The organism is Nostoc sp. ChiSLP03a, from assembly GCF_034531215.2.
In the GTDB taxonomy this organism is placed as follows: domain Bacteria; phylum Cyanobacteriota; class Cyanobacteriia; order Cyanobacteriales; family Nostocaceae; genus Nostoc.
In genome coordinates, this window is sequence record NZ_JAVRBQ020000103.1 from 23,259 (window position 1) to 35,468 (window position 12,210).

At 41.6% G+C, this 12,210-nt stretch carries 12 protein-coding genes; 5 read left to right on the forward strand and 7 right to left on the reverse strand.

All coding sequences use genetic code 11. The features are described from left to right. Positions 1 to 284 precede the first annotated feature (284 nt). Positions 285 to 3,179, forward strand: a complete 2,895-nt coding sequence (locus RMY32_RS16775; RefSeq protein ID WP_322712443.1) for a glycerol-3-phosphate acyltransferase — start codon at positions 285 to 287, stop codon at positions 3,177 to 3,179. Then, the gene (locus RMY32_RS16780; protein WP_322712444.1) at positions 3,176 to 3,523 is read left to right on the forward strand and encodes a cupin domain-containing protein; all 348 of its coding nucleotides are present in this window, start codon (positions 3,176 to 3,178) and stop codon (positions 3,521 to 3,523) included. Before RMY32_RS16775 ends, RMY32_RS16780 begins: the two co-directional genes overlap by 4 nt. Before the next feature lie 383 nt (positions 3,524 to 3,906). On the opposite strand, the gene RMY32_RS16785 is transcribed toward RMY32_RS16780, so the two are convergent. Then, on the reverse strand, positions 3,907 to 4,263 hold the full coding sequence (locus RMY32_RS16785) for a hypothetical protein (protein ID WP_322696064.1): 357 nt from the start codon (positions 4,261 to 4,263) through the stop codon (positions 3,907 to 3,909). A 482-nt stretch (positions 4,264 to 4,745) separates the two neighbouring features. Between RMY32_RS16785 and RMY32_RS16790 the strand changes: the two genes are divergently transcribed. Further along, positions 4,746 to 5,108, forward strand: coding sequence for a DUF2809 domain-containing protein (locus RMY32_RS16790; protein ID WP_322671628.1), 363 nt, complete (start codon positions 4,746 to 4,748; stop codon positions 5,106 to 5,108). Positions 5,109 to 5,560: 452 nt separating this feature from the next. Here RMY32_RS16790 and RMY32_RS16795 read toward each other — a convergent pair whose 3' ends face one another. From RMY32_RS16795 to cobJ, 3 genes are all read right to left on the reverse strand, one after another. Next, on the reverse strand, positions 5,561 to 6,607 hold the full coding sequence (locus RMY32_RS16795; protein WP_322712445.1) for a glycosyltransferase family 2 protein: 1,047 nt from the start codon (positions 6,605 to 6,607) through the stop codon (positions 5,561 to 5,563). A gap of 491 nt (positions 6,608 to 7,098) precedes the next feature. Next, positions 7,099 to 7,224: a hypothetical protein gene (locus RMY32_RS16800; protein WP_409883266.1), complete on the reverse strand. Its 126-nt coding sequence runs from the start codon at positions 7,222 to 7,224 to the stop codon at positions 7,099 to 7,101. 156 nt (positions 7,225 to 7,380) lie between these two features. Next, positions 7,381 to 9,099 (reverse strand): precorrin-3B C(17)-methyltransferase, encoded by a 1,719-nt coding sequence (cobJ, locus tag RMY32_RS16805; protein ID WP_322712447.1) that lies wholly within the window; start codon positions 9,097 to 9,099, stop codon positions 7,381 to 7,383. Between the two features lie 158 nt (positions 9,100 to 9,257). On the opposite strand from cobJ, the gene RMY32_RS16810 reads away from it, so the two are divergent. Next, positions 9,258 to 9,632 (forward strand): PH domain-containing protein, encoded by a 375-nt coding sequence (locus tag RMY32_RS16810; protein WP_322712449.1) that lies wholly within the window; start codon positions 9,258 to 9,260, stop codon positions 9,630 to 9,632. Here the strand turns inward: RMY32_RS16810 and RMY32_RS16815 are convergent. Together RMY32_RS16815 and RMY32_RS16820 are read right to left on the reverse strand one after the other, a co-directional pair. Continuing rightward, on the reverse strand, positions 9,629 to 9,850 hold the full coding sequence (locus RMY32_RS16815) for a type II toxin-antitoxin system HicB family antitoxin (protein WP_322712450.1): 222 nt from the start codon (positions 9,848 to 9,850) through the stop codon (positions 9,629 to 9,631). The genes RMY32_RS16810 and RMY32_RS16815 overlap by 4 nt on opposite strands. A 250-nt stretch (positions 9,851 to 10,100) precedes the next feature. Beyond that, positions 10,101 to 10,490, reverse strand: coding sequence for a hypothetical protein (locus RMY32_RS16820; protein ID WP_322712452.1), 390 nt, complete (start codon positions 10,488 to 10,490; stop codon positions 10,101 to 10,103). Between the two features lie 227 nt (positions 10,491 to 10,717). On the opposite strand from RMY32_RS16820, the gene RMY32_RS16825 reads away from it, so the two are divergent. Continuing rightward, positions 10,718 to 11,419 (forward strand): DUF547 domain-containing protein, encoded by a 702-nt coding sequence (locus RMY32_RS16825; RefSeq protein ID WP_322712454.1) that lies wholly within the window; start codon positions 10,718 to 10,720, stop codon positions 11,417 to 11,419. Here RMY32_RS16825 and RMY32_RS16830 read toward each other — a convergent pair. Next, positions 11,404 to 12,159, reverse strand: coding sequence for a TIGR04283 family arsenosugar biosynthesis glycosyltransferase (locus RMY32_RS16830; protein ID WP_322712455.1), 756 nt, complete (start codon positions 12,157 to 12,159; stop codon positions 11,404 to 11,406). The genes RMY32_RS16825 and RMY32_RS16830 overlap by 16 nt on opposite strands. Between the last annotated feature and the right edge of the window lie 51 nt (positions 12,160 to 12,210).

Here is a 12,210-nt window from a genome sequence, read left to right on the forward strand (position 1 = left end):
ATTTAGCAACTAGTAATTAAAAAAGAATCCAGAATCCAGAATCCAGAATCCAGAATGTTTTTCCTTGGGGGATTCAAACTACTAGCTGATTGTAGACTTATAAATCTATAATTTGGATTGTTTTTAAACCCCGTGTTCATCCTCTAGCCATCGTTCTGACTCCTGACTCCTGACTCCTGAATTCTCTTTGATAAAAGCCCCTTTTATAACCATCAAAAATTTCAGCAAAACTTTAGATTTGAGGTTTTAGATGGAAAATTTAAATCTAAAATCCAAATTCCAGAATGTTTGAACCTTGGGGTGTTTTCGCTATTTTAATTATCTGCCCCCTTTTGGGCGGATTACCCCTGATTGCATGGATAACTTACGCCCTGACGCGGAAGCAGTTATCACAAGTTGGTACAGGAAACATTAGTGTATCAGCTGCCTTTTATCATGGGGGTAAAATTGTCGGAATTCTGGCAGTCTTGTCAGAAGCTTTGAAAGGAGTTGCGGCAGTCTTACTCACCCGCATTTTCTTCCCAGATGGATCGTCTTGGGAATTGCTTGCCCTAATCGCTCTGGTAATTGGTAGATACTGGATAGGCAGAGGAGCAGGTACGACAAATGTTGTCTGGGGATTTGTCGTACACGATCCACTGGTAGCAATATTTGTATCTTTCTTTGCAGGTATTAGTTTTACAATTCTGCAATCAAGAAAGTTAGTCAAATTTGGGGTTTTGCTACTTTTTCCTTTGTTTGTGGCACTTCTGCACTTTAGCGATATTCCCAGAATACTTGCTGCTGTGGCCTTAGCTGGTTTAATGGGCTGGATTTACACCAAAATTGCTGATGATATGGAACTGCCAGCCCAAGAGGCACAAACTGAATCTCTTGCGATGTTGGAGTTTTTACGCGGCGAACGCACAATGGTTTCTCTAGATGAAGAGTTGAATGCTGCCATTGTCGGAGAAAAGGCAGCAACATTATCTCAAATTAAGCGCTGGGGCTATCCAGTGCCGAAGGGATGGGTGCTAGCCCCCATCGACAATCCAGAAGGATTAACAGAATTTCTCCAGCCATCAGAATTATCTCCTTTGGTGGTGCGTTCCTCCGCTATTGGAGAAGACTCAGAATATGCTTCTGCTGCTGGACAGTATGAAACAGTTGTAAATGTTACTAGCCAAGAGGCATTACAGTCAGCGATCGCTCAAGTTCAAGCTTCCTACAATCATCCATCTGCTGTTCAATATCGGCGCGATCGCGGCTTAAATGATACAGCAATGGCTGTGTTGATTCAGCAACAAGTCCAGAGTGTGTATTCTGGCGTTGCTTTCAGTCGCGATCCCATTACCCAGCAAGGCGATGCGATCGTGATTGAAGCCCTTCCAGGCAGTCCGACGCAAGTTGTTTCGGGAAAAGTCACACCAGAACAATATCGCGCTTTTGTCGTTGAAACAGAAAATTCTTATTCTGTACAATTAGAGGGTCAAGGACGAGTCCCACAATCATTAATTAAGCAAGTTGCTTACCTTGCTTACCGACTCGAAAAACGTTATCATGGCACTCCTCAAGATATCGAGTGGAGTTATGATGGGCAAACGCTTTGGGTGTTGCAATCTCGACCGATCGCGACTCTGTTACCCATCTGGACGCGCAAAATCGCCGCCGAAGTGATTCCCGGAGTAATTCACCCTTTAACATGGTCAATTAATCGTCCCTTAACTTGTGGAGTTTGGGGAGAATTTTTTACTTTAGTTTTGGGCGATCGCGCTTTGGGGTTAGATTTCAACAAAACAGCAACTCTGCATTATTCCAGAGCCTACTTTAATGCTTCCCTCTTAGGAGATATTTTTCTCAGAATGGGACTGCCACCGGAAAGTCTGGAATTTTTAACCAGAGGAGCTAAATTAAGTAAACCTTCCTTGCAGTCAACTTGGGAAAACTTGCCAGGACTAGGGAAGTTGCTGAAGCGGGAATTAAATTTAGAAAAGGACTTCAAGGAAGATTATCACAAACGGTTCATTCCTGGGTTGTCGCAGTTGGCGCAGTCGGATATAGATAGCTTGGAACCACCCGCGTTGTTGGCAAGAGTTGATTTTATTCTGGAGTTGCTGCGTCATGGAACGTATTACAGCATTTTAGCTCCTTTAAGTGCTGCCCTAAGACAGGCAATTTTTCGAGTAAAAGATGGGCAAATCGATCATAGCGTCACCCCAGAGGTAGCGGCATTGCGATCGCTCAGTGCGATCGCTACAGATGCCAAGCAGGTATTGGTTGAGTTTGAGCCACAGCAAGTATTTGAGCAATTAAAGCAAACCCCCGAAGGAGAGAAGATCCTCCAAGAATTTAACGAATTGCTGCAAGATTACGGCTACTTAAGCGAAGTAGGAACCGATATCTCCGTTCCCACTTGGCGGGAAAATCCCCAAATGATTCAGCAGATGTTTGTGCAGTTAATGCAGGGGAACGAACCACAAGCAGGTGCTAAAGATGCGATTAATAGTATCTTTGCCAGTAAGCGCAAACGCTCTTTCGTGCAACGGCGCGTAGATATCAAAGGACGAGTCACTGAAGTTTATTCCCGGCTTTTAGCTGAATTGCGTTGGAGTTTTGTGGCTTTAGAGAAGATTTGGTTAAAGTCTGGCTTACTTAGGCAAACAGGCGATATCTTTTTTCTCAACTTTGATGAAGTGCGGCGTTTAATTGGAGATGAAGATTCCAGCTTAATCGAGCAGTTAGATGAGTTAGTGGAGTTTAGGCGATCGCAATTTCTGCAAGATAGCGAGATTATTCAAATACCTGTTTTAGTCTACGGCAATACACCTCCTCACCCCTTAGCTCCCTCTGAACTTTACTCTGACCAAATTTTACAAGGTATTGGAGCCAGTCACGGGCAAGCCGAAGGTAGGGTGAAAGTGTTGCGAAATTTACAAGAGATTCCAGAAGTCGATCGAGATACGATTCTGGTAGTGCCTTATACAGATTCCGGCTGGGCCCCATTATTATTAAGGGCTGGAGGATTAATTGCCGAAGCTGGAGGAAGACTTTCTCACGGTGCGATCGTTGCTCGTGAGTATGGAATTCCCGCCGTGATGGATGTTCGCGGTGCTACATGGATCTTGCAAGATGGTCAACGAGTCAGGATTGATGGGTCTAGGGGTATTGTGGAATTATCTAACGATTTAAGACCCGAATGATTACCACTTCCCTGAAAGACTTGCCTGAAGAATCGGTTTCTCACAATGCCGAAATCAAGAAAAAGGTGATGTTACGCTTCGGCGAATTACCTCACCTAACTAACTTTTCTCAAGCACGTTTTGCCCCTGGACAAACTGCACCAGCACACGCGCATCAAGATATGTGCGAGGTATTCTTTGTAGAAGCTGGTTCAGGAGTAATTCACATTGATGGTACAGAATACCCTTTGCTTCCGGGAAACTGCGTAGCCATCGAACCGGGAGAAGTACACGAAGTTGTCAATAGTGGCTCAACCGAACTTGTTTTGACATACTTTGGTTTGCGAGTCGAAAAATCGAGCTAATTATTCAATTAGGATCGTTACCTAACAATTGAGGTTAGGGAGTAACGAGAAAAGAAAAGTTTTTGCTCCCCTCTCCTACCAGGCTACGGTGTACACACATCTCTAAAAATCCTACCCACCCAATATTTCTGTTCAAGTGAAAGTCCCGCACTGAGCAAATATCCCGCCCGGAACTAAAGTTCTGGGCTGATAAGCGAAAGTCCTCTAAAAGAGGACTAAACAAGAAATTTAGTTTAGTCCTCTAAAATAAGCCTTTGGTTATGAGACTTGGAATTTATTCCGAGGCGGGATAGATACACTGCACCAACACTTGTGTGTACACCGTAGCTCCTACCAGGAGAGGGGCTGGAGGAGAGGTCAAAATAGCACTCGTCGAACTCACGTTAATATACCAAGGGTGTCGCCCCGCGCATCTGACGCAAAGAATTTATACAAGCAGGACAATCACAACCAAATAAGTCGATTGCCACATTGCTTTCTTCATCATTGAACTCCAGCATGGGAGCATCTTCTTTAGAAAACTCTATTTCACGCTGATAGTTAGGAATTTGAGCCAATACAGAAGCCCTGGCACATACTAAACCTACTTTATGTTTATTGCGTATACAAGATAGACGATCTGTGCTTTTGACTCCTGGTTCTGGCTCCATAGCTTGTGCGTGATTCAGCATTACTCCCATAGAGAGAAGAGAGCTAATCAGCACTGGAGAAGAAAGCAAACTCAGTATGAATTTGTTCATTGGTTTTCTTGAAAAACAATCTCGATTGCTCAGATTATCCGATTAAATCTTACAGTGCAAGTAAATGTGTATCAGGAATAGCCCAAAATTCAGATGTAAAGACAATACTTTTCGGTTAAAGGGGAAAGGGAAAAGGTTTGAATTTACCTTTATCCCTTACCCCGATCTTTGCTACAAGCTGCGCAAAACACGGAAACGCGAAGCCAGAAGTTGCTACAGACTGCGCGAAACACCGAAACGTGAGGACAGAAGCTTTTACAGGGAAGACGGAAGTTGCTACAGGCTGGGCGAAACACAAAAGTGTTAAAGCAGAAATTGTTAAAGGGAAGGCAAAACAGAGAAGTTTCTTGTTATACAAAGAAATTTATCTGCCATTGTCATTTGGAAACCTACTTAGTAATAATAGAGCTTTCAACAGACTCTATCAAAAATTAAACAGGTTGATAATCAAAGTAGGTATTTTTTGAGCGCTATTGATTGCTATGTTTATCTTCAATAAAAAATATTTTTACCTCACACTTTTACTATTTTTGATAGAGGTATGTATTGCAGTTTTTATAAATGATAGTTTTATTCGTCCTTTTATCGGTGATGTTTTAGTAGTTATATTAATTTATTGCTTTGTCAAAGCTTTTTGGAATATACATTCATCCATAGTTGCTTTATCAGTTTTTGCCTTTTCTTGTGCAATCGAGATTCTGCAATATTTTAATTTTGTAAATAATTTAGGGTTACAAAAATACAAGATTCTGGCTGTTGCTTTGGGAAGTGTATTTGATTGGAAAGATATTATTGCTTATGCAATAGGTATCATAATAGTCCTATGGTTGGAAAATAGAACATGATTACTGGATCGAGTATTTTGCGGCGTTCAATAAAGGGAGTAAATTCACGCAATAATATTCTTTCATTCCATCATGTCCATCTACAAGGTCAGTATAGGAGCTATGATTTGGCTGTTAACCCAATTAGAGGTTGTTTGAAAAGTAGTTGGCTGTGATTTTAGGCACTAACCGATCCCCCCTAGCCCCCCTTAAAAAGGGGGGAACCGGAGTCAAAGTCCCCCTTTTTAAGGGGGATTTAGGGGGATCTAGAACGTTTTGTTAACGAGAAGAAAACTTTTCAAACATCCTCTTAGACTACAAAATTATTTTCTTGGAATGAGGCTGCATAGGCGCAGCCCGCCGTAGGCATCGCAACCAAGTTGTGAAGACGTACAGCCTCATAATCTTTCCAGTCACGGGGTTGTCCGATTACTCCCTTACCTCATATTTTTGTAATAATCTTTTGGTTTTACTTATTTATTATTTTTGGGAGGATAGAAACTGGGATGTGTTGGTTTTCTTCTTTTTATTTGGAGATTATAAGACATTTCAAAAACTAATTTATTACCCATCACATAGTATTGAAATCGACGTTGGATAATATCGTTAAATCTAGAAATAAAATCAGAAAAAACGCTCGGATTTTTTGTGAATTCTCTCAGTGCTAATAACCAATCTCTTTCTTTGAGAGGCAATAAAACTTGATAGTAAGCTAAATTTCTGTTATAAACTGCAAGATTATAAGACAGAGCACGCATTAAATCTGAATTTTTTCTCACAAATTTTTGCTCCATGAAAGAAGAAGTAGACATGCAAGATTGATTTAGACGTTTTAATCGGCTTTCACGTACAAGAGAAGAAGAGCGTGAACGGTAGAAATAATAGGCTTCTGGCACTAGAAAAAAGCGAGCGCCATTAATTAAGCATTTCATGTCAAGCCAAAAGTCTTCAGCTATGCTTAGGGTTTCATCGTACTCAATGCTGTGTTTAACCAAAAATTCTCGTTTGAATATAGGCTTACTTAAACCAAGATGCAGCCCTGCTTTTCCATAGACATCAGTCTCTACGAAATAAACGATATCAATTTGGAGAATTTTATCTATATGTTTTCCACTTTCTTGAATCAATGTACTCCAAGGAGATGTTGCACCATCTTTGATAAAATAAATATCGTCTGCAATCATATCTGCATTTGCTTGTTCTGCCAGCAACACAAGCTTTTCTAATCTTTCATGAGCATACCAGTCATCTGAATCAAGGACAGCAATCCATTCTCCTTGGGCTGCTTTGAAAGCAATATTACGCGCAGCAGAAACCCCAAGGTTTTGTGGATTAACTATCACTTTGAGACGTTCATCGGTAAAACTCTTTGCAACTTCTACAGTTTTATCAGTTGACCCATCATCAACAACGATAACTTCAAGCTCAGTGAGTGTTTGATTTAAGACTGACTCTATTGCCTTCTTAATATAAATTTCAGTATTGTAGGCAGGGATAATTACAGAGACTTTAGGATTCATGGAACTAAACTCCTGACTAATTGCTATGTGCTGAGATTACAATGTTAAAATTCCCAAGAAAGTTTGTTGAAGTAAAAATTCAGAAGTCAAAATCAAGACACTTAAGGATTCCTTGGCATTCGCGTTAGCGTCTCTGCAAGAGAACCCACTAATGAATTCTTGCATCACCAAATTTTCTTGTTTTGTGAGTTTCTTAAAGCCGATTATTCCTCCACTAGTTGTACAGAATTCGGAATAAATTATGAATTTTGAGAAATGTATTCTCTTTGATAATAATTTATTTTTTCATAGCGTAATCATCAATGATTTTTACTTATTTATATTACAGATAAGTGAGACTTATTAAAATTTTAGTTTGAATGAACTGCATACACGAGTTGTATACTAGCACAACTGTGACTGCTCTTGTGAAAAGTCAAAATTTTGATGATGTACTAGTTGTTGTATGCTTTTGGGAACTTTTATGTATGTTCTTCAGATTTTTCTGTGTGTTAATAACCTGTTAATTGATGAATTGAACAAAAAGTAATGTTGGGCATATTTTCCACGGCTGCTTGTGTTTCGTTCCCGTGATGTACATGCCAGTCAAGAATTTTAACTCGCTTGATTTGTCCTATTTCTAAAGCATAAAGGGTAGCGTAACGCTTTGCGGCTTTTCGCTAGACATCGCGGCATTACAGAAAATGCAAAATCCATCTCTTCATCTTTGAGTGCCTTTAAAAAAGTGCTTATCTTGCCTTTTTTGCTCTCTTCGGTGACAGCGCCAATCGTGCCTAATATTCGGTATAGCGACGCGGCGTATAAACCCAGATATTACCATCGCGGCGCTTGATAGTTCGGGTTTTTGTGGAACCAACGAGAATAATTGTCCGCATATCAGCGCTTGCTGGCGTTAACTGCTCAAGTGCGATCGCTTTTACCGTTTGTCCTGGACGACCGAGATTCCGGGCCAATACTACTGGTGTATCTGGTGTTCGATGTCGCAGCAAAATATTTCTCGCTTCTGCCAGTTGCCAAGTACGCTCTTTGGAAACAGGATTGTAGAAAGCAATGACAAAATCGGCCTCAGCAGCAGCCGCAATTCGTTGGGCGATCGCAGACCAGGGTTTTAAGATATCAGATAGAGAAATTGCACAAAAATCATGTCCAAGGGGCGCACCAATGGCGGCGGCGGCGGCTTGCATTGCAGAAATGCCTGGGGCCACATGAATATCAATACTGTCCCATTCCGGTTTAGCATAGCGATCGCATACCTCAAAAACTGCTGTTGCCATTGCATAGATACCGGGATCGCCTGATGAAACTACAGCTACATATCGCCCAGATGCAGCCAAATCAAGGGCCATTTTTGCCCGTGCTTCTTCTTCGCGGTTATCAGACTCATGCCGTTCTTTGCCATCAGCCAGAGAACCAACTAAATCTAAATACGTTTTATAACCCACTAAGTCAGTTGCCGACTTGAGTATCTCCTTGACTTCGGGAGACATCCATTGCGAACCACCAGGGCCAGTGCCAATAATCGCTAATTTTCCGCGTGGTTGACCGATGGTGTTGGGGTCGATGGCTTGGGGAGCAATAGCGATCGCAATGTTAGCAGAAGGAGAAGATAAGGGGGATGTCCCAGTGGCGGCGATCGCTGCGGCTTGGGCGGGGCTATAACCTTGTGAAAGTAGACTTTCTAACTGATTTGGGGTAAAAAAGCGGACAGGCACTTTTAAAGCGCTAGCTACGGTGTGGATTGCGGTATCGGCGGCGGTAATGGGTGCAAATATCCCGGCGACTGATGCTTTTTCTAGTTTGGCATCAGCTAGTAGCTGGTGTACTAAAGCTACTGCATCATCAATCATGCCACTAATTGCGATCGCGATCGTTGCTGGGTGGTAGACAAGACAGTTGGCTGTAGGAGTCACCAAGCGTTCCGTAACTTGGATGGTCAAATCTCCCTTTGGGTCTATAGGCAGTTTACTATTGCTCAACCAAGGCGCTATTCCTTCTAGCTTGACTTGCGCCCCAGCTAACACATCTGAGATAAATTTCTTAGCATCATCTGGGTTGGCTAAATGGTATCCAGGGGGAGGAGATAACAACGTTGTGCCCAAACGTAAATCACCTGTGGTCGTAATTGCAGGTTTGACATCCAGCGCTTCAGCAATGCGACGTGCCAAATCGTTGACTCCACCAAGTCCGCCCAACAGGGGGACAACAGCACTACCATCTTCAGCCACAGCTAGCACTGGTGGTTCCTGTCGTTTATCTGAGATTACCGGAGCTAACGTCCTAATTAAAATGCCGGTGGCACAAATGCCAATCAGTGGTCTTCCTTGCACAAATAACTCGCGCAACGTCTCGCCAAAATTTGTAAAGTTAACATCAACTTCTGATGTGCGACCCTCTAGACCGTATAACGTTGCTCCTGGCAAGACGCTGATTATTTTACGTGCTACTGTCACGCTATTTTGACCTAGTACTACAATGGCGGGTGCAACATTCATGATCGTAAGTAGATATCTTGCAAAATTTGATATCCTTCAAATGAAACCACAGATTTAGACACGCAGCGACTTTATGCGAGATGCGATACCAAAAAAAAATAAGCCCTGACATAATAGCTTCTATTTTTCGCCGACATAAAATCAATAGTAAAGTTATTATGTCTTTCAACAGCTTTTCAGAGGAAACGAAAGCTTATGTATTAGAAGGAGTAGCTTTAGCATCAGATGGAAAACCATGTATTTTAAGCTTTGTAAATTTGAATCATTGGTGCTTAATTACTAATGAAAGATTAATTTGGACAAATTATCAGGAATTTAATAATCTGCATTATGAGACTATTGAAACTGTAGATATAAATAAAGAAAGTCTATTACGTTTAGGAGCATCCTTCAAAAGGCAGAATCAAGAAATAAATATAAAAACAGAATCAGGAGAAAACTTTATCGTTAATATAGGCGAAGCAGGTGGAAGTGTCTTTACTTTATTAAGTGTTCTAGGCTTGGCTGTTGCTAAGAAAAAACACTGGCTTTAGCTGGCATTTGCAATTACCAATTCAACGTCTTCGGGTAAAGAACGTCTTTGTTCTTTGTATTCCTCCTGAATCATTTCAAAAACATAGACAAGTTCAGCACGAGCTTCATCTGGCGTTTGTCCCCAAGCATGACAACCGGAAATCGCTGGTATATATGCGACAAATGTACCATTGTTATCGGGACGGATAACAGTGGTGTAGTCTTGTAAAGACTTCATGGGGATAGCCGCAAGTTTGAGTTATACCTTCAGTTTACAGCGATATCTGACGACAAGCTGCTGTGTGTCTACGCTTTTGGGTAGGAGTGCGATGTCTAGACGGGCAGCAAGGCAATGTAGAGGCGATCGCATTCTCTTAAAAAAGTGCGTAGACGCAAAGCGGCTTGTCGCCAGACATCGCTTGTTAAATTGGAGATTGGGACTCCAACCAAATATCCAAAGAATTTCTTCCCCAATCTCCAGTCTCAATTCAATTAGCTTTACGTTCTTTCAGAACTCGATCTAGCAAGTCTCTAGCAGGTTGTGCTTTAGCCAACGCTACTTGATGGTCATTATAAGCACGAACAAGCCGAGAAAGACTGCTCACACCTGTCTTGAGTTGCTCCAATTCTTCACCAGCAACTAATTCGCCATCAAGCATCCGCCCAATTAAAGGTTTGATATCGCCTACTTCCTGCCGGACTTTTTGGAGCTTTTCTAGAGAACTCAGTAAGGTTTTTAGTGAGTTCAATATGTCGTCAATATCTTGGGCATCCTCCACTGGCTCAGGTGGATTTTCAATTGCGATCTTATTTTTGTCTGAAGCTGTAGGCAATTCCTCTACAGACGTTTCACTTGTAACCCCGTTTGACCGTGCCATCAACGCTTCCTCAAGGAATTTTCCTCAGTGTATCGCTGATTTCAAGTTGCCAAAGATAGTATTGTTATAATTCGTTAAATAAATACTTGTACAAATCAACTCTACGTTGCGATCGCGAAACCAAAAAATTCCTTTAGCTTTAAATTAGGGCTATTTGATTCTATTTTGAGAATTCAATTGGTATAGGTATAAGTAAAAACAACGGATAACATATAAACATCGCAATAATGATTGATTTTGAACCTTGGGATAGTTTGTTGCATCAGTATGTCGATCGCCAAGGTCGTGTAAACTATATTGCTTGGAAAACTGAGCAACCTCAAGCGATCGCAAATTGGTTGTCGAGTCAAAAAAATCTGGCTTTTACAACTAATAGCAACACTTCTGAGCAATTGGCATTGTGGATCAACCTTTACAATGCGTTCACCATTTCGACAATTTTAGAAAGATACCCGCTTGAGTCAATTCGTCCGCGCATCTTAGGCATTCCCAACTGGCTGGCTTTTTTGTGGTTCTTCCAACGTCGTGCTTATTATATATTTGACGAACATTACAGTTTAGCCCAAATAGAGAACCAAATTCTACGGAATAACTTACAGGAGCCACGAATTCATTTTACAATTGTCTGCGCTTCGGTTGGTTGCCCGTTACTGCGGGCTGGAGCTTATTTTCCTCAACAAGTTACTCAGCAGTTAGATGAAGATACCCGTCGCTTCATTAACAATCCTGAAAAAGTCCGTTATGACTTAGATAGTAAAACGCTCTACTGTAGCAAAATCTTTAAATGGTATCGTCAAGATTTTCTTAAGGTCAAACCCTCCATTCCAGAATATATCCGCTCCTACCTAGAAACAGACCTGCCAATAAATGCCTCAACGCCGATTTCCTATCTCTACTATGACTGGAGCCTGAATCAGCGAATATCTTGATAAAATTGCTTGAGATAATTTGCATCAACGCCAATTCCCCACAAAAAACCGATATAAAGGTAGATTGCGTTTGCTTTCCAGCTACCCCATTTTGCTACACGGCGATCTGAAGAGTGAACAACGCGGTTCACTAGATAAATACGTCCTTTTTTAACCAATCTCAAGCATAAATCTCCATCTTCCATAATCGGTAATGCCTCATCAAATCCATTGCAATCCCAAAAGTCAGTGCGACGACAAAACATTACCTGATCTCCGAACAACAGGCGCAATCCTCGAAAAAACAGGTGAGGCTTAAATAGCAGTGGTGCATAGTAGGTTTTTAAATAATTATGTAGAGAGATGCCCCAGCGAGTCGTTTGAGATCCACTCATTAGAGAAATGAACCCCCCACAGGCAATGGTTGACTCTGCTAGAGTTTGCTCGATTACAGTGATTAGGTCATCCGGCACCCAAGTATCTGCATGAAGAAAGCAAAGAATATCTCTAGTTGCAGCCGATGCTCCATAATTCATCTGAATAGAACGCCCACGCTGTTCAGATGAAAGAACTTGTACGCCTAGCGATTGATTGAATGACCCAAAGTATTGCTTTGCAACTGCCACTGTCTCATCATCGCTGCCACCATCTACTACTATCACTTCAAAAGCAGGCGGATTAAGTAAAGTCAATTGGCGCAATGTCCGCTCTAAGCTAACTGCTTCATTTAAAGTAGGAATGACAATCGAAACTTGAGACATGCAGTATAAATAGTAGTTCGCTTTCGTGACGCAAGCGGGGTAAAGGGCAAG